17 protein-coding genes are annotated in these 21,770 nt (G+C 71.9%); 5 read left to right on the top strand and 12 right to left on the bottom strand.

From position 1 onward, the window contains the following. Positions 1 to 27 precede the first annotated feature (27 nt). Positions 28 to 861: a carbohydrate ABC transporter permease gene (locus ACZ7M3_RS26235; RefSeq protein ID WP_472066051.1), complete on the bottom strand. Its 834-nt coding sequence runs from the start codon at positions 859 to 861 to the stop codon at positions 28 to 30. Further along, a complete protein-coding gene (locus tag ACZ7M3_RS26230; RefSeq protein ID WP_472066049.1) occupies positions 858 to 1,793 on the bottom strand; it encodes a carbohydrate ABC transporter permease in 936 nt (311 codons plus the stop codon). Before ACZ7M3_RS26230 ends, ACZ7M3_RS26235 begins: the two co-directional genes overlap by 4 nt. A gap of 215 nt (positions 1,794 to 2,008) precedes the next feature. Between ACZ7M3_RS26230 and ACZ7M3_RS26225 the strand changes: the two genes are divergently transcribed. Continuing rightward, positions 2,009 to 2,872, top strand: coding sequence for a phosphotransferase enzyme family protein (locus ACZ7M3_RS26225; RefSeq protein WP_472066048.1), 864 nt, complete (start codon positions 2,009 to 2,011; stop codon positions 2,870 to 2,872). Position 2,873: 1 nt separating this feature from the next. Here the strand turns inward: ACZ7M3_RS26225 and ACZ7M3_RS26220 are convergent, their stop codons facing one another. The 4 genes from ACZ7M3_RS26220 to ACZ7M3_RS26205 all read right to left on the bottom strand — a co-directional run bounded on the left by ACZ7M3_RS26220 (position 2,874) and on the right by ACZ7M3_RS26205 (position 7,310). Further along, positions 2,874 to 3,596, bottom strand: a complete 723-nt coding sequence (locus ACZ7M3_RS26220) for an exonuclease domain-containing protein (RefSeq protein ID WP_472066046.1) — start codon at positions 3,594 to 3,596, stop codon at positions 2,874 to 2,876. Between the two features lie 130 nt (positions 3,597 to 3,726). Continuing rightward, positions 3,727 to 4,965, bottom strand: a complete 1,239-nt coding sequence (locus ACZ7M3_RS26215; protein ID WP_190173009.1) for an SAV2148 family HEPN domain-containing protein — start codon at positions 4,963 to 4,965, stop codon at positions 3,727 to 3,729. A gap of 113 nt (positions 4,966 to 5,078) precedes the next feature. Then, complete coding sequence (locus tag ACZ7M3_RS26210) at positions 5,079 to 6,398, bottom strand: copper amine oxidase (protein WP_472066044.1); 1,320 nt, start codon at positions 6,396 to 6,398, stop codon at positions 5,079 to 5,081. Between the two features lie 96 nt (positions 6,399 to 6,494). Continuing rightward, complete coding sequence (locus ACZ7M3_RS26205; protein ID WP_388516525.1) at positions 6,495 to 7,310, bottom strand: Tat pathway signal sequence domain protein; 816 nt, start codon at positions 7,308 to 7,310, stop codon at positions 6,495 to 6,497. A gap of 180 nt (positions 7,311 to 7,490) precedes the next feature. Here ACZ7M3_RS26205 and glgX point away from each other — a divergent pair, with 180 nt between their 5' ends. Next, complete coding sequence (glgX, locus tag ACZ7M3_RS26200; RefSeq protein ID WP_472066042.1) at positions 7,491 to 9,599, top strand: glycogen debranching protein GlgX; 2,109 nt, start codon at positions 7,491 to 7,493, stop codon at positions 9,597 to 9,599. 60 nt (positions 9,600 to 9,659) lie between these two features. Beyond that, a complete protein-coding gene (gene treY / locus ACZ7M3_RS26195) occupies positions 9,660 to 12,062 on the top strand; it encodes a malto-oligosyltrehalose synthase (protein WP_472066040.1) in 2,403 nt (800 codons plus the stop codon). On the opposite strand, the gene ACZ7M3_RS26190 is transcribed toward treY, so the two are convergent. After that, positions 12,022 to 13,215, bottom strand: coding sequence for a cytochrome P450 (locus ACZ7M3_RS26190; protein ID WP_472066038.1), 1,194 nt, complete (start codon positions 13,213 to 13,215; stop codon positions 12,022 to 12,024). The genes treY and ACZ7M3_RS26190 overlap by 41 nt on opposite strands. Positions 13,216 to 13,621: 406 nt before the next feature. Here ACZ7M3_RS26190 and ACZ7M3_RS26185 point away from each other — a divergent pair, with 406 nt between their 5' ends. Beyond that, a complete protein-coding gene (locus tag ACZ7M3_RS26185) occupies positions 13,622 to 14,872 on the top strand; it encodes a M14 family zinc carboxypeptidase (RefSeq protein WP_261689190.1) in 1,251 nt (416 codons plus the stop codon). Between the two features lie 98 nt (positions 14,873 to 14,970). On the opposite strand, the gene ACZ7M3_RS26180 is transcribed toward ACZ7M3_RS26185, so the two are convergent. The 3 genes from ACZ7M3_RS26180 to ACZ7M3_RS26170 form a co-directional block, all read right to left on the bottom strand. Continuing rightward, positions 14,971 to 15,387 carry an SSI family serine proteinase inhibitor gene (locus tag ACZ7M3_RS26180; RefSeq protein WP_472066036.1) on the bottom strand — a complete coding sequence of 139 codons (417 nt, stop codon included), beginning with the start codon at positions 15,385 to 15,387 and terminating at the stop codon, positions 14,971 to 14,973. After that, positions 15,384 to 16,751, bottom strand: coding sequence for a M14 family zinc carboxypeptidase (locus tag ACZ7M3_RS26175; RefSeq protein ID WP_472066034.1), 1,368 nt, complete (start codon positions 16,749 to 16,751; stop codon positions 15,384 to 15,386). Before ACZ7M3_RS26175 ends, ACZ7M3_RS26180 begins: the two co-directional genes overlap by 4 nt. 150 nt (positions 16,752 to 16,901) lie before the next feature. Beyond that, entirely contained in the window at positions 16,902 to 17,453 is a 552-nt protein-coding gene (locus ACZ7M3_RS26170) for an FHA domain-containing protein (protein WP_472066032.1), read from the bottom strand. Between the two features lie 260 nt (positions 17,454 to 17,713). Here ACZ7M3_RS26170 and treZ point away from each other — a divergent pair, with 260 nt between their 5' ends. Beyond that, on the top strand, positions 17,714 to 19,459 hold the full coding sequence (treZ, locus tag ACZ7M3_RS26165; RefSeq protein ID WP_472066030.1) for a malto-oligosyltrehalose trehalohydrolase: 1,746 nt from the start codon (positions 17,714 to 17,716) through the stop codon (positions 19,457 to 19,459). A gap of 27 nt (positions 19,460 to 19,486) precedes the next feature. Here treZ and ACZ7M3_RS26160 read toward each other — a convergent pair whose 3' ends face one another. Further along, positions 19,487 to 20,416, bottom strand: coding sequence for an aminoglycoside phosphotransferase family protein (locus ACZ7M3_RS26160; RefSeq protein WP_472066028.1), 930 nt, complete (start codon positions 20,414 to 20,416; stop codon positions 19,487 to 19,489). 67 nt (positions 20,417 to 20,483) lie between these two features. After that, positions 20,484 to 21,623: an aminopeptidase P family protein gene (locus ACZ7M3_RS26155; protein WP_472066026.1), complete on the bottom strand. Its 1,140-nt coding sequence runs from the start codon at positions 21,621 to 21,623 to the stop codon at positions 20,484 to 20,486. Between the last annotated feature and the right edge of the window lie 147 nt (positions 21,624 to 21,770).

Below are 21,770 nucleotides of genomic sequence, written 5' to 3'. Positions count from 1 at the left end.
GCTTCCCACGCACCGGATCCCCGCGCATCAGCTCTTCACCGCCCCGGCGAGCATGCCGCCCGTGATCCGCTTCTGGATGACCGCGAAGACGACCAGGGACGGCAGGGTCGCGAGGGTCGCCGCCGCGGCGAGCGGGCCGAGGTCCGCGACCCCCTCCGCCCCGATGAAGTGTGTGAGGACGACCGGGAGGGTCTGCTTCTCGGGGGTCTTGAGCAGCACGAGCGCGAAGAAGAACTCGTTCCACGCGCTGATGAACGCGAACAGCGCCGTCGCCACGATGCCGGGCGCGAGCAGCGGAGCCGTGACGGAAAGGAGCGTCCGCGCCCTTCCCGCGCCGTCGACCGCCGCGGCCTCCTCCAGCTCGGCGGGCACGGCCCGTACGTACCCCACCAGCATCCACAGCGCGAACGGCAGCGCCCACACCACATACACCATGATCAGCCCGAGTAGGGAGTCGATCAGCCGAAGGTTCTTCAGGACCAGGAACAGCGGGATGATCACGAGCACGAACGGGAATGCCTGGCTGACCACGACCCACCCCGTGGCGGCCTTCGCCATCGGGGTGCGGTGGCGCGCCATGACGTAGGCCATGGGGGTCGCGATCAGTACGGCGACGACCGCCGCGCCGAGGGCGGCGAGCAGCGAGTTGAGCGCGGCGTGCAGCAGCGGCTGCTCGTCGAAGGCCTGGCGGAAGTTGGCGAGGGTGGGGCTCCGGGGGATCCAGGTGGGGTGGAGACTGGCCAGCTCGCGCGCCGGTTTGAACGCGGTGGAGATCAGCCAGAGGAAGGGGAAAGCCAGGAAGACGAGATAGGCGAGCAGGGCGAGGTACTGGCCGGCGCGGGCCCCTTTGCGGGTCTTCACGCGTCCTCGTCTCCCTTCAGCCGGCCTGCCAGCCGGATCGCGAGCAGCACCGAGATCACCGCGACCATCACGCAGCCCATGGCCGCCGCGTAGCCGAACTGCCCGTAGCGGAAGGCCTCTTCGTAGGCGAAGAGCATGGGGAGCCGGGTCCGGCCGCCGGGTCCGCCGTTGGTCAGCACATACACCAGGGCGAAGGAATTGAAGTTCCAGATGAAGTTCAGCGCCGTGATGGCGAGGGCGATCGGTCTCAGGGCGGGCCAGGTGACGGTCAGGAAGCGGCGCCAGGCGCCCGCACCGTCCATCGCGGCCGCCTCGTGGAGTTCGCGCGGGGTGTTCTGCAGCCCTGCCAGCAGCGCGACCGTGGTCTGCGGCATGCCCGCCCAGACGCCGACGACGATCACCGCGGGCAGGGCGGTGCCGAGACCGCTCAGCCAGTCGTGGCCGTCGCCGAGGCCGAAGTCGCGCAGGGTCTCGTTGAGGATGCCCGCGTCGGGGTTGTAGACGAGCCGCCACATGATGCCGACGACGACCTCCGGCATGGCCCAGGGAATGATCGCGAGGGCGCGGGCGAGCGGACGCAGGCGGAGGTCCTGGTCGAGCAGAAGCGCGAGGCCCAGGGCGAGGAGAAACTGCGGCACGGTCACCCCGACCGCCCACAGCAGTCCGATCCGGAACGAGTCCCAGAACAGGGTGTCGTGCAGCAGGTCCTGGAAGTTGAGCGCCCCGATCCACCGGGTGGGCGCGGTCCGACCCGACTGCGCGTCGGTGAACGCCAGCGCGATCCCGTAGAGCAGCGGTCCGACGCTGAGCACCAGGATCGGGATCAGCGCGGGCAGCACCAGGAACCAGGCTCCGTGGTCGACGGGGCGCCGCCTCCCGCCCGTATCGGGGGTGCGCGTCGCCGGCCGCCTGGTCGCGCTCGCCAATGTCATGGAATCGGCTCCTTTGCGCGACTCGTGGCGGTCTGGCCGTCGCGGCGGCCCCCGTCATGGTCCTGACGAAGACGGAGGTCGTCAAGACACCTCGCACGCGGTCCGACCTGTGCGAATGCGACACTGGCCGACGGATGGCGGGAACGCGACGCCTTACCCGAAGGTCGTGCACGAAGGTCGTGCACGGGCTGTGCGCGAGGACACGGAGGCGAAGGATGGACGAGGCACGGGCGCGGGACGTACTGGCCGCGGCCGAGGTGGCGCCCGGGCCGGCGCGGGACGCGACGCTCCTCGCCCTGGGCGAGAACGCGGTGTTCGCCGCCGGTGACCTGGTGGTCAAGGTGGGACGCGATGCCGAACTCCTCGACCGCGCCCGGCGGGAACTGGACATCGCCGCGTGGCTCGCCGAGGCGGGCGTCCCCGCGGTGCGGGCGGCCGCGACCGAGGCTCTGCTGGTGGACGGCCACCCGGTGACGGTGTGGCACCGGCTGCCCGATCCCGTACGCCCCGCCGAGCCGCGGGATTTGGCCGAACTGCTACGGGTGGTGCACGCACTGCCCTCCCCCTCCTTCCCCCTGCCGCCCCGCGAGCTGCTGGGCGGGGTGGAGCGCTGGCTGCGGCTCGCGGGCGAGGCGATCGACCCCGCGGACGCGGCATATCTGCGGGCGCGGCGCGACGGCTTCGCGGACGCCGCGGCCGCGCTCACCCCGCATCTCGCGCCGGGCCCGATCCATGGCGACGCGCTGCCCCGCAATGCGCACGTGGGTCCCGACGGCCCGGTCCTGGTCGATCTGGAGACCTTCTCCGCCGATCTGCGCGAGCACGACCTGGTGGTCATGGCGCTCTCCCGCGACCGCTACGGGCTGCCCGCCGAGGCGTACGACTCCTTCACCGAGGTCTACGGCTGGGATGTGCGCGCGTGGGAGGGCTGCTCCGTGCTCCGGGGCGCCCGCGAGACCGCCAGCTGCGCCTGGGTGGCCCAGCACGCGCCGAGCGATCCGAAGGCCCTGGCCGAGTTCGAGCGGCGGGTGGCGTCGCTGCGGGACGGGGACGAGACCGTGCGCTGGTACCCCTTCTGACCTAGACCTTCTGGTCCGCCAGGTCCCGCATCGGCCATGCCCCGTCGACCACCGCGTCCGTCTCCCCCTTGCGGCGCAGGAAGCTCTGGAAGTCGGCCGCCCACGCGGCGTACCACTCGATCTGGCGGCGGTGCAGCTCCGCCGGGCCGAGGGCCGCGACCTTCGGGTGGCGGTCGGCTATCGCACGGGCGAGCCGGGCCGCGGCGAGGGCGTCGGCCGAGGCGTCGTGGGCGGAGTCCAGCGACACGCCGTACTCCGTGCAGACCGCTTCGAGGTTGCGCTTGCCTCGGCGGTAGCGGTCGACGGAGCGGTCGATCGTGTACGGGTCGACGACCGGCGCGGGGTCGGTCCCGCCCAGCCGCTCGCGCAACGACGGCAGCCCGTACCTGCGCAGTTCGGCGGAGAGCAGGGTCAGGTCGAAGGCCGCGTTGTACGCCACGACCGGGACGCCGCTCTTCCAGTACCCGGTGAGGACGCCGGCGATCGCGTCGGCGACCTGGTCGGCGGGCCTGCCCTCCGCTGTCGCCCGCTCGTTCGAAATCCCGTGCACCGCCACCGCGTCCGCCGGAATCTCCACGCCCGGATCGGCCAGCCACTCACGGCGCCCTATCGGCTCTCCGTCCTTGACCTCGATCACGGCACCCGTGACGATGCGCGCCTCGCGCGGATCGGTCCCGGTCGTCTCCAGGTCGAAGCCGATCAGCAGCTCCCGGTGCCAGCCCATGGGCGGCCCCCCTTCTTCGTGGTGCTTTCCCCCAGTGGTCTCCACGATCGCACGAGCCACTGACAGTCCGAGGACCGCGCTCCGCTTCCCGCGCCGGACACCACGCCACGACCCCGGTCGAGGCAACACTTCAGGACACCGGACGCGAATCCGCCCAAGCCACCTCGAACTCCTCGCGGTATGTCGGAAAGAGACCCTCTTCGCCGATCTCGTCCGGTTTGACCACCCGGCCGCCACCGCGCAGCACCAGCACCGGCGCCTCCATGCCGCGGGCGCGGCGCAGATACGACTGCACGATCGCGATGCCGTCGGAGCCGTCCCCGTCGACGAGGTACGCCGTGAAGCGCGGCGTCTCGTCGTACACCTGGATCTCGAACGCGCCGGGGTCGCGCAGCCGGGCCCGCACCCGCCGCATGTGCAGGATGTTCATCTCCACGGCCCGGCTCAACTCGCCCCGCTTGAGTCCGAGTTCGCGCTCGCGCCGCTTGACCGCGCTGGATGCCGGGTTCAGGAAGAGCAGCCGCACCCGGCAGCCCGTCTCGGCGAGGCGTACGAGCCGCCGCCCGGAGAAGTTCTGCACCAGCAGGTTCAGACCGATGCCGATGGCGTCGAGGCGGCGGGCGCCGCCGAAGAGATCCTCGGCGGGGAACTGGCGCAGCAGTCGCACCCGGTCGGAGTGCACGCCGACCACGTCCGCGTACCGGTCGCCGACCAGGTCCTCGACGGCGTCGACGGGCAGTCGGCGCGCGGAGGGCACGTCGCTGCCGGCACCGAGGATCTCCAGGAGCTTGGCCGCGGCGCGCTCGGCCTGTCCCAGGACCGCCTCGGACAGGGCCCGGTTGCGGGAGACCACGTTCCGGGTGACTTCCAGTTCGTCCAGCGCGAGTTCGACGTCCCGGCGCTCGTCGAAGTATGGCTCGAAGCACGGCCAGTGCTGCACCATCAGCTCGCGCAGCTGCGGCAGGGTGAGGAAGCTGAGCACGTTGTCGTCTGCCGGGTCGAGCAAGTAGCCCTTGCGGCGGCTGACTTCGCGCACGGCGACCGCACGCTGCACCCACTCCTGCCCGGCGGGTCCGGCAGCGGCGACCACCCAGTCGTCGCCGTGGACGGGCTCGTAGATGGGACGCAGAACAGCGGCCACGACCGCGCGCAGCCGCTGTTCGACCAGGTTCAGCCAGATGTAGGCACGGCCGGCTCGCTGGGCGCGCGTACGCACCTCACGCCAGGCGTCGGCGCCCCAGTCCAGTTCCGGTCCAATGGATCCCATCTCCATCGGCCGTGCCAGGGACACCGCGCCGGGTGGGACATCTGTGGAGTTCCCCTCGTGACCCTCGTCACCAGGAGGCAACTCCAGCCCTCCCGAGCCCACCCGCGCACCGCCTTCCGCTCCCCCGAGCTCTTCCGTGGGTCAGCCCCACTCAACGATCAAGGAAGGGTACTCCGGGAGCGGCGGGCGGTGCAGCCCGATGGACAGGTCGTTTCTCAACTACCGTTTTCCACATGCCCGTTCTGGTTGGCGAGCTCCGGCGGAGTGAGCGGATTCATAGCGGTGACGTCGCGCGGAGCAAGGGAGAAGCCCTGCCAGTGGACCGGCATCGGCTGCTGGTCCTCGTCGCGCGCTATGTGGTGGAAGCCCACGTTGACCCACACGATGGGGTGGGTGAGCGTCTGTCCATTGACGTACTTGTCGACGGACTTGCCCGCTCCGGCGCCGCAGTTGAGCAGGTTGTCGGTGGCGAACTGCTCGCACTTCTTGTACTCGGTGAAATACACGTCGTGCTTGGTGAAGGGGCGGCCGAGGTACTTGGTGGTGGCGCCCGGGACGATCTCGTAGCTGCGGGCGTGGTTGTCCTTGTTCTTGCCCGTGTCGCTGACGACGCGCCACCAGCGCATGTTCGCGGCGTCGCCCGCGAGTTCCTTGGTGACCTTGGTGCGGGTGGTCTTGTTGGTCGGGCCCTCGTTGCCGTTGCGGGGCGGGCTGACGACGGAGTCGTACTGCTCGACCTTGTTCTTGGAGGAGCCGTCGAGCCCGAAGTCCAGCCGCCAGAAGACGTTGTGGCTGTGGCTGGTGGCGTAGGCCTTGGCGCCGTTGCCGATGGGCCAGCCGCGGCCGTCGCCCGCGTCGTAGTCGCCGGGCGAGAGGCTGCCGGTGGCACCGATGTTCATGTTGATGGTGCCGTCGTCCTGGAAGCGCCACTCGGTGATGTACTCGTACCAGCCGACCTTGTTGGCGGTGTAGATCAGCAGGTCCTTGCCCTGGGTCTGGTAGACCTTGTTGCCCGTGTCGGCCTCCATGCGGTAGGCGTGGCCGCGCGAACGGGTGGTGGTGCACAGGCCGTTGACGTTCGGGTGCTGCGGGTCCCAGGCGTTGGGGATCTTCACGGTCTTGATGGTGCCGCCGGGACACTCGCCGGGCGCCATCTTCATCAGGCCCTGGCCGAAGCCGGCGCCCGTGAGGTCGTCGTACTCGGCCTTGCCGTCGTCGTAGGGGACGTGGATCTGGCCGAGCTTGGCACTGGTGAGGACCTTGATCGGCTGGGCCTCGCCTTTGGGCTGGTACGAGATGTTCTCCAGGACGAGCCCGGCCTCGCTCTCGTAGTGCCAGCACATGCGCCAGGTGGTGCCGGTGGAGAGCTTCTGCTCGATCTTGTACGCCGTGCTGCAGCCGGGGGCCGCCGCGGGCGCGGCCTTGGGCTGGGCGACGGCCGGACCCGCGGCCGTCGTCGCGCCGACGGCGAGTGCGGCCACCGAGAGACCGACCGCCGTCCGGCTGCGGGCACGACTGATTCTGTTCACGCGCATGACGAAGAGACTCCTTGCGAAAGCATGCGAAAGAAGGAGGTGAGTGGGAAAAGTGAACCCAGGCGGCTCAGCCGCCGGGAGCACGTCGGCCGCGGCTCAGCCGAGCTTGCCGACCTTGCGGGCGCTCAGATCGATCACCAGTTGACGGGCATCAATCCAGGACCCGTTCCTGACCTTCGGGAACAGCCTCACGCAGCGGTGCTCGCCGCACTTCGCGAGCAGGGCGGGCTGAGCGCCCGAGGTCGCCCGGTAGACCATGCTGTTGAGCGTCAGCTGGTCGGGCGAGGTGAGTTCCTTGCCGGTGGCGTCCTTGTAGTCGGCCCGCAGGCCCGCGCCGAGCGGGTCGGCGATCAGCAGTTTCGCGGCCTCGACCATCTCGTCGCGGCTGATGGGCGGCTGGACACCGTGCTGGGTGTCCGTCCGCTCGACCTTCCCACTGCCGAGGTTGACCGTCTTGGTGACGAGCGTGTCGTCCTTGTAGTCGTAGAACGTGACGTCCGCGCGGCGCGGCGCGTTCGGGTCGTCGAGTTCGTTCTCCTCCGGGTCGGCGAGGTCGACACCGATGCGCTGCGGGCCGCGCTGCCCCTCGACGTTCTCGCCGGAGGTCAACAACTGCCGGTTCAGCGCGATCTGTTCGACCCGCTTGGTCTCGTCGTCGGTCAGCGGGTCACGGCCGGTGCCCTTGTCGCCCTCGGCCGGGGCCCGCTCGACGACACCGGGCTCGACGGCCGTCTGCCCCTGTCCCTGCCCCGCCTGCTGTGCGGCCTGGTTGCCGCCGCGCAGGCCGCCCGAGCTCTCATCGGCCCCCGCCGAGCCCGGAAGGGTGATCCCGACCATCACGGCCGTCCCGGCCACCGCGACGGCCGCACCCGCCACCACCTTTCCCAGATGGCGGTGCACTGTCTTGCGCACATTTCCCCCTCTACTCCCTCTGTTTCTCCGGGAGTGATCTGAGCCCCACTGGTTCGGCATACGACGTATGCCTGGTCAGCGGGTAAGAGGGACATAAGTCATAGGAGGTTCCCTCAGTTTCGGGGAGACTCGACTCCGAGTTGCCCCCAGGGGCGCGGCACTACTGGAAGAGTCATATCCATGCAGGTCTGGCCTGGAGAGGCATATCCACTCGGTGCCACGTACGACGGCGCCGGTACCAATTTCGCGGTCTTCTCGGAGGCCGCCGACCGGATCGAGCTGTGTCTGCTCCAGGACGACGGCTCGGAGACGGCGGTGGAACTGCGCGAGAGCGACGCGTTCGTACGGCACGCGTATCTGCCGGGGATCATGCCCGGGCAGCGGTACGGGTTCCGGGTGCACGGACGGTACGCGCCCGAGCGCGGACAGCGTGTCAACTCCGCGAAGCTGCTGCTGGATCCGTACGCGCGTGCGATCAGCGGCTCGATCAAGTGGGGCGAGGAGGTGTACGGCTATCCGTTCGGCGCGCCCGACAAGCGCAACGACCTGGACTCGGCGCCGCACACCATGACCTCGGTCGTGGTCAACCCGTACTTCGACTGGGGCGACGACCGGCGCCCGCGCACCGAGTACCACCACACGGTGATCTACGAGGCCCACGTGAAGGGCCTGACGATGCGGCACCCGGCGCTGCCCGAGGAACTGCGCGGCACCTACGCGGCGCTCGCCCACCCGGCGATCATCGAACACCTGACGGCGCTGGGTGTCACGGCGCTGGAGCTGATGCCCGTACACCAGTTCGTGAACGACCACCGGCTGGTGGAGATGGGCCTCAACAACTACTGGGGCTACAACACGATCGGCTTCTTCGCCCCGCACAACACCTACGCGTCCTGGGGCGACCGCGGCCAGCAGGTCCTGGAGTTCAAGTCGGCGGTCCGGGCGCTGCACGAGGCCGGGATCGAGGTCATCCTGGACGTGGTCTACAACCACACCGCCGAGGGCAACCATCTGGGTCCGACGCTGTCCTTCAGGGGCCTCGACAACGCCTCGTACTACCGCCTCGCGGACGACCCCCGCTACTACATGGACACCACGGGGACCGGCAACTCGCTCCTCATGCGTTCCCCGCACGTGCTCCAGCTGATCATGGACTCGCTGCGCTACTGGGTCACCGAGATGCACGTCGACGGCTTCCGCTTCGACCTCGCGGCCACGCTGGCCCGCCAGTTCCACGAGGTGGACCGGCTGTCGTCGTTCTTCGACCTGGTCCAGCAGGATCCGGTGGTCTCCCAGGTGAAGCTGATCGCCGAGCCCTGGGACGTCGGCGAGGGCGGCTACCAGGTGGGCAACTTCCCGCCACTGTGGACCGAGTGGAACGGCAAGTACCGTGACACCGTACGGGATCTGTGGCGCGGCGAGCCGCGCACGCTGGCGGAGTTCGCCTCCCGGCTGACCGGCTCCTCCGACCTCTACCAGGACGACGGCCGCCGTCCGCTGGCCTCCATCAACTTCGTCACCTGCCACGACGGGTTCACGCTCAACGACCTCGTCTCCTACAACAACAAGCACAACCAGGACAACGGCGAGGACAACCGCGACGGCGAGAGCCACAACCGGTCCTGGAACTGCGGCGCCGAGGGCGACACCGACGACGCGGCCGTACTCGCGCTGCGGGCCCGTCAGAAGCGCAACTTCATCGCGACGCTGATGCTCTCCCAGGGCGTGCCGATGCTCAGCCACGGCGACGAGTTCGCGCGCACCCAGAACGGCAACAACAACGCCTACTGCCAGGACAGCGAGCTGGCCTGGGTGCCGTGGCCCGAGGACGACGGCGAGCTGCTGGACTTCACGCGCGCGATGGTGTGGCTGCGCCGCGACCACCCGGTCTTCCGGCGGCGCCGGTTCTTCCACGGCCGACCCGTCCAGGGCACCCACGACGAGCTGTCCGACATCGCGTGGTTCACCCCGGCGGGTACCGAGATGACCCAGCGCGACTGGGGCTCCACACAGGCGCAGGCGCTGTCGGTCTTCCTCAACGGCAACGCGATCTCCGAGCCGGGCCCGCGCGGTGAGCACATCGCCGACGACTCCTTCCTGCTGATGTTCAACGCCTCTCCCAAGCCCCTGGAGTTCGTGGTTCCGGTCAACCACGGGCGACAGTGGCAGGTGGTCGTCGACACGGCCCTCCCGGACGGGGTGGCGGCGGGCACGGGCGCGAAGGTCCAGGCCGGCGACCGGCTGACCCTGCTCGACCGGAGCCTGACCGTGCTGCAACGGCCCGCGTAGCCGGTCATTCGGACGTACGTCGATGACACGAAAGGGGGCGAGGCGGGTACGTAGGTTTCCATGACACCTGAGCGTCCCGAACGGGAGATCCCGGCCCCGGTGGTACCCGCTGCGCCCACCGCCACCTACCGGCTGCAGCTGCAGCCGGATTTCCCCTTCGGGGCCGCCGAGGCCGCCGTGCCGTACCTGGCCTCGCTCGGCGTCTCCCATCTGCACCTGTCCCCCGTCCTGGAGTCGGTCCCGGGCTCGACGCACGGCTACGACGTGGTGGACCACGCGCGTGTACGGGATGAACTGGGCGGCGAGGAGGGGCTGCGCTCCCTCGCCCGCACGGCACGGGAACACGGGCTCGGCCTGGTCGTGGACATCGTGCCGAACCACATGGCGATGGCCCCGCGCCACAACCACGCCCTGTGGGAGGTGCTGCGCGAGGGCCCCGAGTCGCCGTACGCGCGCTGGTTCGACATCGACTGGGACGCCGGGGGCGGCCGACTGCTGCTGCCGGTGCTCGGGGGCCGGCTCGGCGCGGAAATCGGCCACCTGAAGGTGGACGGCGACGTACTGCGCTACTACGACCACGTGTTTCCGCTGCGCGAGGGCACCGCGGGAATGCCGCTGCCGGAACTCCTCGACGCCCAGTGGTACCGCCCGGCCTGGTGGCGACTGGCCCGCACCGACCTCAACTACCGCCGCTTCTTCAGCATTTCCGAGCTCATCGGAGTGCGCGTCGAGGACCCGGAGGTGTTCACGGCGACCCACGCGAAGATCCTGGAGCTGCTGGACGAGGGTGTGGTCGAGGGACTGCGCATCGACCACCCGGACGGCCTCGCGGACCCCGACGTCTATCTGCGTCGCCTCCACGAGGCGACCGGCGGGCGCTGGACGGTGGTCGAGAAGATCCTCGCGGACGGCGAGCCGCTGCCCGCCGCCTGGCCCGTCGCGGGCACCACGGGCTACGACGCCCTGCGGCACGTCGACGGTCTCTTCACGGACCCGGCGGGCGCGGGGGAACTCCTCGGCCAGTACCGGCGGTTCGCGGCCCCCCAGGCCGATCGGGGCGGCAGCTGGGAGGCGACGGTGCGCCGGGCGGCGTACAAGGTGATCACGCACGAGCTGGCCACGGAGTTCGACCGCCTCACGCGCGTGGCGAACCGGCTGTGCGCCGCCTCCCCCGACCCGGAACCGCGCGACCACGCCCCGTGGGCCCTGGGCACCGCGCTGCGGGAGCTCCTGGTGCGCGTCGAGGTGTACCGGCCGTATCCGTCCACGGACGCCTCCCTGGTCGTGACGGAGGAGGCCGCCGAAGAGGCCCGGGCGGTCTTCACGGTGCCGGAGGAGGCGCACGCCGTGGACGTCGTGCGGGACCTGCTGCTCGGGCGGGCCGGTGACGGGCCCGAGCACGCGGAGTTCCGGGCGCGGTTCGCGCAGACCTCGTCCGCGCTGCGGGCGAAGTCCGTGGAGGACACCGCGTTCTACCGCTATGTGCCCCTGCTGTCGGCCAACGAGGTGGGCGGGAACCCGGGCGCTCCGGCCGTGTCCCCGGAGGACTTCCACGCCTACTGCGCGCGCGTGCAGCGCGACTGGCCCGCCACCGGCACCGCCCTGTCCACCCACGACACCAAACGCAGCGCCGATGTCCGCGCCGCCCTCTCGGTGCTCACCCAGTGCCCCGAGCGATGGGCGGACGTGCTGGCGGAGGTGACCCGCGAGGGGACGGGCGTACCCGACCCCCAGCCGGCGTGGGCCGCGTGGCAGACGGTGTTCGGGCTGGGTCCGGCCGACGCGGAACGCGTCCAGGGGGCACTGCTCAAACACGTCCGGGAAGCAGGGCTGCACACCTCCTGGACCGAGCAGAACCCCGCGTACGAGGAGTCGGTGGCGTCCTTCGTCGCGGCGGGCCCCTGCGGGCCGCCCGGGCGGCGCGTGGCGGACTTCCGGGCCTCGCTCGCCCCGCACGTCCGGGCGAACGTCCTGGGGGCCGCTCTGGTCCAGCTGACGATGCCCGGGGTGCCCGACGTCTACCAGGGCACCGAGGGCGAGTACCTGGCGCTGGTGGACCCGGACAACCGGGAGCCGTTCGCGCCCCTGGAACAGGCTTCGGCGAAGGCCGCGCTCACCACGGCGGCGCTGCGGCTGCGCGGGCGGCGCCCCGAGGTCTTCGGCGACGCGGCGACGTACGTGCCGCTGGCGGCGGAGGGGCCGGGCGCCACGCACTGCACGGCGTTCGTCCGCTCCGGGGAGGTGATTTCCGCCGTCACCCGGCTTTCGCTGCGCCTGGCGGAGGCGGGCGGCTGGCGCGACACCAGGCTCGCGCTCCCGGAGGGACGATGGACGGACGTGCTCACCCCGGAGCGGGAGTTCACGGGGCACACACGTGTGGCGGAGCTTTTCGAGCGGTTGCCGGTGGTCCTTCTGGAGCGGGTCAGCGCAGACGGACCAGCAGACTCCGGGGAGATCGGCTGATCAGGCCGTCCGCGACAGGGTGGAAGCCCGGGGATCTGCGCAGCTCCGGGAGGGCGGCGAACAGGGCGCGCAGGCCGTGTTCCGCGGTGAGCCGGGCGAGCAGCGCGCCGGGGCAGAAGTGCCGTCCGGAGCCGTACGCGAGCTGGCCGGGGTCGGGCCGGAAGACGTCGTAGCGGTCCGGGTCGGCGAACCGGTCCGGGTCGCGGCCCGCGGCGCCCAGCAGACACGCCACGGTGGCGCCCACGGGTACCGCGCCGACCGGCTCGACGGCCCGGCGCAGCACGATGTGCAGCGGGGGATCGCGGCGCAGCGACTCGGCCCAGGCCCCGGCCGTCAGCTCTGGGCGGGCGCGGACCAGCGCCAGCTGGCCGGGGTGGTCGAGGAGGTTGGCGAGGAACGACGCCAGCGCGTGCGCGGTCGCCTCGCCGCCCGCGCCGAGGAGCGTCCCGGCGATCCCCGCCACGGCCTCGTCGGCCAGCGGGCGCCCGTCCGCCCGCGCCGTGCACAGCGCCGAGAGCAGATCGTCGCCCGGGTCGGCGCGCCGACGGGCGATGTACGGGAGCAGGAAGGCGTCGAGCTCGGGGTGGTGGCCGCCGAGGTGGTCGAGGCCGGTGCGGCACCAGGCGTGCACGCGCGCGGTGTCCTCGTACGGCAGCCCGAGCGCGGCGACGGCCGCCGCGGTGGGCAGCCAGTGGCAGAACTCGGCGACGAGGTCGGCCTCCTGGCGGTCGGCGAGGCGGCGGGCGAGGACGTACGCCGTCCGTTCGACGCCGGCCGTCAGCGCGGTCAGGGCGTGTCCGCGGAACGCCGGTGAGACGAGCGCCCGGTGCGCGCTGTGCGTGCCGCCCTCCAGGTGGGCCAGGGTGCGTCCGGGCGGCGGGGCGACGAGCCGGGGGTCGGCGAGGGCGGCGCGTACATCGGCGTACCGGCTGACCAGCCACGCGCCGAACGGCCGGTCGTACACGAGCGGGAACTTCTGGCGCAGGGTGCGGTACAGGGGGTACGGATCGCGTTCGATGCCGGGGGTGAGCAGGCTCGGGGGGTCGGGCAGCCGTCGTACCACGGGCGGTCGTGTCGAGGTCGCGAGCGGGGCGACGGGGGCGATGAGCGCGATCGACGCGCCTTCTGCGGGAAGGCCATGAGGACACAACACCGCGGGCCTCCCACCTCGGGTCTGCGCGCCGGGGAGCGGCACGTGGTTGTTCCCAGCGGACCACCACGGCCCCCCGACCGCAGTCCTCGTACGCCCGTACGGGTGACACCGAGGCTCGACCCTGGGACCGGCTCGCGACCGCGCACGCTCCCAGGGCTCGCACCGGACGGACAGACGGCGTGTGGGGTGGGCGACTACGAGCGGGCCGCGCCGGGACTCCCGAGGTCGGCCCCCGGCCCTCGGACCTGCACGAGCTGCGCCGCGTACGCCCCTTCCGGCGCCGCCCGCCCGTCCCGGCGGAGATCAATGCCACCTGGCGTTCCTGGGCGCCGCCCCGCCATCTCCTTGACAGTTCCCCCAGACCGTGGAGTACTGCGGAAAGCGACGCAGGGCGGACAAGTCGGGGGTGAGTCTCCTGCCGGAGTTGCGCTACCCCAGTGTGACCGAAATCGTCTCGTCCGCTCGGACGTTGGCGGCTCACCGTCCCGGGCTGTGCGCCCTCAGACAGATCGGCGTCTCGCGCGCGGGCAGGCCCCTCCATCTGCTGTCCGTCGGTCACGCCGAGCGCGCGGTCCTCGTCGTGGCGGGCGCCCACGCGAACGAGCCGACCGGCGGTTCGACGCTCCAGGCCCTGGCCGAACGTGTACTGCACGAGCGGGAGTTGCGGGCCGACACCTCCTGGCACTTCCTCCTCTGCGCGGACCCGGACGGCGCGAGCCTGCATGTGACACCGGCCCCGCGCACGCTGTTCGACTACCACCTCGGGTTCTTCCGTCCGGCCGGCCCCGAGCAGCCCGAGTGGTCGCCCTCCGTCCTGCCGCCCGACCGGCTGCCCCCGGAGACCCGCGCCCTCACCCGGGTCATCGACGAGCTGCGGCCCTACCTCCAGGTGACCCTGCACGGCACCGACCTCGGCGGCAGCTGGGTGCAGCTGACCAAGGACATCCCGGGCCTCGCCGAGCCCTTCGCCAAGTCCGCGGCGGAACTGCACATCCCCGTGGAGACGGGCGCCTCCGACGCCGCCGGCTGGCCCGCTTCCGGACCCGGGGTGCATGTGATGCCGGCGCCGGGCTCGGACGCGGCGTACCCGAGCATGCCCGACGACGCCCGGCACAGCACCTGGTACCACACCCACCGGTACGGCGGTCTGACGGCGGTCGTCGAGGTGCCGATGTGGGCCAGCGACCTCGTGGACGACCCGGCGCCGCATCCCGCACCGGATGCGGCGATGCGACGCCTGGCACACCGGCTGCTGCGCGACGCGCTCCAGGTGCAGACGGTTCTCACGGAAGTCCTGCCGAGGCTCCCCGGCCCCGACGGGCCTCTCCTGCGCGCCGCGAAGTGGGCACTGGAGCTGGTGCCGGGCCTGGCCCACGACTGGGTGCGGACGCCGCCTCCCGACCCGACGATGGCGTACGTCGGCAGTGTCGACGCGTTCGGGCGCCGGCTCCCTTTGCGGGCCGCCGCGATGCTGCTGCGGGTCCTCCAGGAGGCCGACGACCGGGCGGCGCCGCGCCTCGAGCGCCTGGTCGCCGCATGGAGCGACGCCTTCGCCGAACGCTTCCGGGCCCGTTGGGTTCCCCTGGAGCACCAGGTCGAGCACCAGTCCCGCACGGTGGTCGCGGCGGCGCTGCATGCGCGGGACGGCGCGGCTTGACGTCTGACGGATGACAGATGACAGATGACGGATCACGTCCGACGGATGACGGATACCGGATGACAGATATCGTCATCTGTCATTCATCCGACGTCACCTCAGCCCGACCACGCAAACACCGCCCCCGTCTCAGCCCCCATCACACACGAGTTCGAGAATGTGTGCGAGTACGTCACCTGCCGCCCCTCCCACTCCCCGCGCGCGGAGGCGGTGACCGGGCCGTAGATCATCGAGCAGATGGTGTCGGGCCTGGTCAGGATCCGGGAGATGTCTCCCCCGGCGGTGGCGAGTTCGGCGCAGGCCTCGGCCGCGCGGGCGTGGCCCTGGGGCGGGTCGCAGAGCAGGAGCGTGCCGCGGATGCTGCTGGCGTGGGTGTCGCCGGTGGTGAGGGTGAGGTAGAGCCAGTTGCCGGGGAACGCCTGGTGGGACGTCGCCTGGGCCGGGGTCGCGCCCAGGGTGAGCAGCGCGACGGTCGCGAGGAGCGCGTGGCGTACCGCGTGGATGTTTCTCGTCATTCCCGGTGCATCGGCAGCGCGGCCTGCGAACCCCACCCCGCCTCACCCGAATGGGAGCGCAAGGGCGCGTACCGCGCGGCGAGTTCGAACGCGGCGATCACCACGCGCGCCTGGTACTCGACCTGGCGGGCGACCGGGATCCAGCGCGCGCCACAGCCCTCGCGGTAGTCGGCGCACCATGCGTCGATCAGCCGGTCGAGCTCCGGCAGCGCCCCGCTCGGGTCGCGCCCGGAGCCGGTCACGAGCTGGTGCATCAGCCCGGCCGTGCGCAGGGCGACGCGGCGTCCGGCGAGGCGCAGGGCGGTCAGGCGGGCCGTGTCGAGCGGCGGCAGGGGGCGCGCGCCGACGTCGTGCATGTCGGGGTCCCAGGAGTCCGCGAGACCGGGGCCGACGAGTAAATAGTCGTCGATGGGGGCGAGGAGGCAGGCCGCGTCCGGGGAATTATCGAGGCCGGGGCGGATCCGCCCGAGGATGCCTTCCAGGAGCCGTGTGTCGTGGCGCAGTGTGTGGCTGACGGAGCGCAGCACCGCGTCGGCGTCGGCGGGCCGGGTGGCGTCCTCCACGGCCGCCACGCCCCACATGGGGGCCTCGACGACGGCGGTGACGGTGCCGTAGCGGTGCGGATGGAACCAGGTGGACTCGACGGCGGCCTCGGTGATGGCGGCGGCCAGGTCGCCGGGGTGCGGCGGCGGGATGCGGTAGACGGCGGGGCCGAGCCTCGGCCAGTACAGGGTGTCGTAGGGCCCGAGTTCACGCGGGATGCCGAGGCGGGCCGCGGTGTGGGCGACGCGCTGGGCGAGTCCGGGCAGTTCGCGGGTCAGTTCGACGAAGGCGCCGCCGACGTCGACGCCGTGCAGAGAGCACTGGAAGACCGGCCGCAGTTCGTCCTGGAGGTCGAGGAGGGCGCGGGTCTCGGGGAGGGTGGCGCCCGCCGCGCCCTCGGGCAGCCACTCGGGCTGTTCGAGGAAGCCGGGGCGAAAGAAGCTCCGGAAGTAGTGGCCGAGGGTGTACGGGCCGGACAGCCAGGCCTCGTTGCGGCGGGCGCCGTCGGGATCGAGACAGAGCAGCAGGTTCCAGGTGGCGTCGGCGCCCTCGCGGAGCCGGGGGTCGGCGAGCGCCCGTTCGGCCAGGCGCAGGGCCGTGGCACCGCCCACGGGTTCGTTGGCGTGGGGTCCGGCGACGACGAGGGCCTGGCGGCCGCCGTGTCCGACGGACAGCAGCCACAGCGGGGTGCCCGCCCGTGACGTTCCCACGCGGCGCAGTCGGGCGTCGCGCGGCCGACGGGCGACGAGCGCGGCCGCACGGGCGCCCAGCTCGTCCACGGTCGGGTAGCGGAGGAGGGGCGGCAGGGCACACCTCCACAAATGTGGTGCCGTCGATTCACCTGATGTACATGGTGTACGCACAGTCAGTCACGGCTGTGGAGGTACGTCAACACCGTCGAACGTAAGGGAATTCAAGGAAATCGCTGAGTGAAACCGAGGCCAAGGCTCATGCGAGTGCGGGTCGGTCGGTCAGGAGCACGAGAGGCGGAAGGACATGCGTCCGAAGCTGATCTGGTCGCCTTCTTTGACGACGGCGGCGCTGATCACCCGCCGTCCGTTGACGGTCGTCCCGTTGGTCGAGCCGAGGTCGCGCAGCACCCACAGGCCGCCCTGGCGGCTCAGTTCGGCGTGGACGCGGGAGACCGTCTCATGGTTGAGCCGCAGTCCGCTCGCGGGGTCGCGGCCGATCCGCAGGGGGTAGTTGTTGCCCGGGTGGGGCAGCAGCAGTTTGGGGAGCCGCTCGGCCTGCCAGGCCCTGCGCAGCCGTACGGTGAAGCCGGAGACCGCCTCGACGGTGCCGAACACCAGTTTCGACCAGCGACTCTCGGTGGGCAGGTCGGCGATGAGCACGGCGAGTTCGTCGGAGCGGCGGGCGGCGAGCGCCAGTTCCATCCGGCGGACGAACGTGTCGTGCGAGAGGCGCCCGAGGGCGACGCCGTCACTGAGCGCCTTCAGCGCCCGGTCGCGCTCCGCGTCGGACAGCCGCGCGGGGTACGTGTGGAACTCGAAAGACGACGTCACGGAGGTGATTGTCGGTCAGTAGGAGCGGGGTGTCCAGAAGACCCGGAAAAGGCCGCTGCCGCCGACAGGTGGGTTCCACGCGTCCATCACGTGGCAAACACACGGCAAAAGGGTGGATTCGAAAGCGAATTGATCTCGTGTGAAGCACCATGGACGTGCTACGTCACGACATGTTGCGTCACACGTCGCGCTCTGTCACGAAGAGCGGACTACGGACAGCAGGCAACGGGCAACGGAGAGCGGACAAGGGGGAACCGTCTGTGCGGTTCGAGGTGTGGGCACCGGAGGCCGACCGGATGACGCTCCACTGCGCGGGCGCCACGCGCGCGCTGGAGCGCGATCCGGAGCGCGCCGGATGGTGGACGGGCGACGCGGACGCGCAGGACGGCACGCGGTACGGGTTCGCGGTGGACGACGGCCCCGCGCTGCCCGATCCTCGTTCGCGGCGACAGCCGGACGGCCCGGACGGACTGAGCGCGGTGGTCGACCAGGCCCGGTACGCGTGGCGCACCGAGTGGGCGGGGCGCCCGCTGCCGGGCGCGGTCCTCTACGAGTTGCACGTGGGGACGTACACCCCCGAGGGAACGCTCGACGCGGCCGCCGGACGGCTGGAGCACCTCGCTGAACTGGGCGTCACCCACGTCGAGTTGATGCCGCTGTGTCCGTTCCCCGGGCGGCACGGCTGGGGGTACGAGGGGGTCTCCCTGTGGGCCGTGCACGAGCCGTACGGGGGCCCGGAGGCGCTGAAGCGTTTTGTCGACCGGGCGCACGAACTCGGCCTGGGTGTGGTCCTCGACGTCGTGCACAATCACCTCGGCCCGTCCGGGAACCACCTCCCCGCGTTCGGGCCGTACTTCACGGACACCCATCAGACGCCCTGGGGCTCCGCGGTGAACCTGGACGCGCCGGGTTCGGACGAGGTGCGCGCGTATCTCGTCGACAGTGCCCTGGCCTGGCTGCGGGACTTCCGGCTGGACGGGCTGCGCCTGGACGCGGTACACGCGTTGCGGGACACGCGCGCGGTGCACTTCCTGGAGGAGTTGTCGACGGCCGTGGACGCCCTCGCCGACGACCTGGGCCGGCCGCTGTTCCTGATCGCGGAGTCGGATCTGAACGACCCGCGGCTCGTCACCGCGCGCGCGGAGGGCGGTCTTGGACTGCACGCGCAGTGGAACGACGACTTCCACCACGCGCTGCACACCGCGCTGACCGGTGAGGGGCAGGCCTACTACGCGGACTTCGCGCGGTCCCCGTTCGCGGCGCTCGCGAAGACGCTGACGTCCGGCTTCTTCCACGACGGTACGTACTCGAGCTTCCGCGGCCGCCACCACGGCCGCCCCCTGGAGCGTACGCGCGTCTCGGCGCACCGGCTGCTCGGCTACTCCCAGACCCACGACCAGATCGGCAACCGTGCCCAGGGGGACCGGCTTTCGGCGTCGCTCTCCCCCGGCCTGCTGGCCTGCGCGGCCGCGCTGACGCTCACCGGGCCCTTCACCCCGATGCTGTTCATGGGCGAGGAGTGGGCGGCGGGCACCCCTTGGCAGTTCTTCACCGACCACACCGATCCCGAGCTCGCTGAGGCCGTACGGCGGGGCAGGCGGCGGGAGTTCGCGGCCCACGGCTGGGCCGAGGAGGACGTCCCCGACCCGCAGGACCCGGCGACCCGCGACCGCTCCTGCCTGGACTGGTCGGAACCCGAAAAGGCACTCCACGCGCGTGTGCTGGCCTGGTACCGCGACCTGATCGCCCTGCGCGGGCGTCAGCCCGACCTCGCGGACCCCGATCTCGCCGCCGTCAAGGTCGCCCACGACGACCAGGCCCGCTGGCTGGCCCTGCGGCGCGGGGACGTGCGGGTGGCGGTCAACCTCGGCAAGGAGGCCGCCGCGATCCCGCTGGGGCTGCGCCACGCGCGCGTGCTGGCCGCGTGGGAACCGGTCGAGGCACCGGACGCGCACGGGTTGTGGAGCGTGCCCGGCGAGTCGTGTGTGGTGCTGACGCAGGCGTGAGCGTCTGTCGGCTTCGCGCGGTCGGACTCAGTCGTCGCCCGGCAGTTCCGTGACCCGTTCGAGGAGGATCGGCTCCCAGGCCCGCCCCAGTTGGGTCCGCAGCAGCGGGAGCGTGCCTTCGCCGCGGCCCCGCAGGCGCTCGGCGAGGCTGATCACCGTGTCGCAGCGGGACAGCCACAGGCCGCGCAGACAGGGGCGGGCCCCGTAGTCGGCGAGGGTGGCGGCGCGTACGGCGGCGGGGGCGCCGACGGCGATCGCGAGCCCGGCGATGTCCTCGGCGGGGTCCCCGAGGACCGCGTCGGCCCAGCCCAGGACGCCGCGCACCCGCCCGTCGGCGCTCACCACCAGGTGATCGCCGTTGAGGGCGTGGTGGACGAGGACGGCGGCCGCGGTCTGCGCGGCCAGCTGACCGGCGGCGGGACGGGTGAGCTGGGCGAGGCGTCCGGGGTCGAACTCGTCGGCGGCGGCGAGCCCCTCGGCGGCCCGCTCCGCGGCCGTCCGCAGCTCCTCCAGGGAGCGGGGCGCGGCCCGTGGCACCCCGAGCGCCTCGGCCTGCCGTACGGGCACCTCGCGCAGCCCCGTGAGCAGTCCCGCGAGGTCCGCCTCCCCGACCGCGGAGACGTCCTGCGCCTCGCCCGAGCGGCCGGGAAGCCGGGTGTCCAGGGTGTAGGTCAGGCCGCCCGCCCAGTCGCCGTGCGCGACGCTGGTGGGCACCGCGACCCCGACGAGCGGGCGGACCAGGTCGCGCAGCCGCAGCTCGCGGCGCCGGCGCACGGCGGTCTCGCGGTCCGGGGCGAGCCGCAGCACATGACGGGTGCCGACCCACCAGGTGGAGTGCTCACCGCTCTCGGTGACGGGCCGGACGTCGGGGCCCGCGGCCGCCGCCTCGCTGTCGGCGAGCAGCGAACGGACCAGTCGGCGGACGGTGTCCGCGGTCGGTGTCGGTGCCTGGGTCATGGTCGCGCCGTTGCCGTCGGGGGCCTTGGACTGCCGGGAGGCCCAGGGGAGTACTCCTGGTGGCCGGTCAGTCGACGATCGCCATCTCGCGGGACGTGGTGTTGAGGCGCCATCCGCCCTCCTCGGTCACCGTCACGATGTCCTCGATGCGTACCCCGAAGCGGCCGGGCAGATAGATACCGGGCTCCACGGAGAAGCACATCCCGGGCACGAGGGGCAGTTCCTCGCCCTCGATCATGTACGGCGGTTCGTGGGTGGTGACGCCGATGCCGTGCCCGGTGCGGTGGATGAAGTACTCGCCGTACCCCGCCTCGGTGATGACGGCGCGGGCCGCCCGGTCGACGTCCTGGCAGGCGGCCCCCGGCCGGACCGCCGCGACGCCCGCCTCCTGCGCGGCGCGCACGACGTCGTGCACCCGGCGCTCCTCGAGGTCCGGCTCGCCGACGTGGACCGTGCGGGAGGTGTCGGAGCCGTAGCCGTGCTTGAGACCGCCGAAGTCGAGGACGACCATGTCGCCGCGCTCGATGACGCGCTCGCCCGCCTCGTGGTGCGGGTTGGCGCCGTTCGGGCCCGAGGCGACGATGGTGAAGTCGACCTGGGAGTGCCCGAAATGCCGCAGCAGCTCGGCGAGGTCGGCGGCGACGTCGGCCTCCCCGCGCCCCGCGAAGGGCACCTTCCGGATCTCCTCGTACGCGGCGTCCGCGGCCGCCCCGGCCTCCGCCAACCGCGCCACCTCCGCCGCGTCCTTGACCGCCCGCAGCATCGGCAGGGCCTCGGTGAGGGCCACGTATCGCGTGTTCGGCAGCTGCCGCTGGAGGCCGAGCAGATGCAGGGCCCAGGAGTTGTCGCTGACGCCGAAGCGGCCCTCGCTCCCGACCAGGGACGCGGCCGCCGCGTACGGGTCCTTGCCGTCGGTCCAGTCGCGCAGGGTCAGCATGGGTGCCGCCGCTGCCGCGTCCGGGGCCTCCAGGGTCGGCACGACCAGCACGGGGTCCTGCCCGGCCCTGAGCACCAGCAGGGTGAGGCGTTCGGTCTCCACGGGCCGGTAGCCGGTCAGCCACAGCAGATCGGGCCCGGGGGCGATCAGGACGCCGTCGAGTCCCGCGTCCGCGGCGGCCTCGGTCGCGCGCCGCATACGGGCCTCGTAGTCACCGGCGGTGAAGGGCGCGGGGTCACCGGCGGTGAAGGGCGCGGGCGTGCCGGTCATCCATGCCTCCGTCTGTCCGGAGTTTCCCCAGGGGCTACGGGCAGCATCCTGCCCGTTCGCCGATGCGGACGCGAGCCGGTTGCGGCCATGGCGTCGGTCCGGGAGCTCAACTAACGGTTGAGCATTGCCAATCCATTAGCACTAATG

The sequence above is a fragment of the Streptomyces sp. NPDC111656 genome, assembly GCF_055656965.1.
This window is presented reverse-complemented; position numbering and strand designations above follow the sequence as displayed.

Coding starts and splice junctions, on each gene's coding strand:
- ACZ7M3_RS26230 (WP_472066049.1), bottom strand. CDS start 1,793: ATGACATTGGCGAGCGCGACCAGGCGGCCGGCGACGCGCACCCCCGAT.
- ACZ7M3_RS26225 (WP_472066048.1), top strand. CDS start 2,009: ATGGACGAGGCACGGGCGCGGGACGTACTGGCCGCGGCCGAGGTGGCG.
- ACZ7M3_RS26220 (WP_472066046.1), bottom strand. CDS start 3,596: ATGGGCTGGCACCGGGAGCTGCTGATCGGCTTCGACCTGGAGACGACC.
- ACZ7M3_RS26210 (WP_472066044.1), bottom strand. CDS start 6,398: ATGCGCGTGAACAGAATCAGTCGTGCCCGCAGCCGGACGGCGGTCGGT.
- glgX (WP_472066042.1), top strand. CDS start 7,491: ATGCAGGTCTGGCCTGGAGAGGCATATCCACTCGGTGCCACGTACGAC.
- treY (WP_472066040.1), top strand. CDS start 9,660: ATGACACCTGAGCGTCCCGAACGGGAGATCCCGGCCCCGGTGGTACCC.
- ACZ7M3_RS26180 (WP_472066036.1), bottom strand. CDS start 15,387: ATGACGAGAAACATCCACGCGGTACGCCACGCGCTCCTCGCGACCGTC.
- ACZ7M3_RS26160 (WP_472066028.1), bottom strand. CDS start 20,416: ATGACCCAGGCACCGACACCGACCGCGGACACCGTCCGCCGACTGGTC.
- ACZ7M3_RS26155 (WP_472066026.1), bottom strand. CDS start 21,623: ATGACCGGCACGCCCGCGCCCTTCACCGCCGGTGACCCCGCGCCCTTC.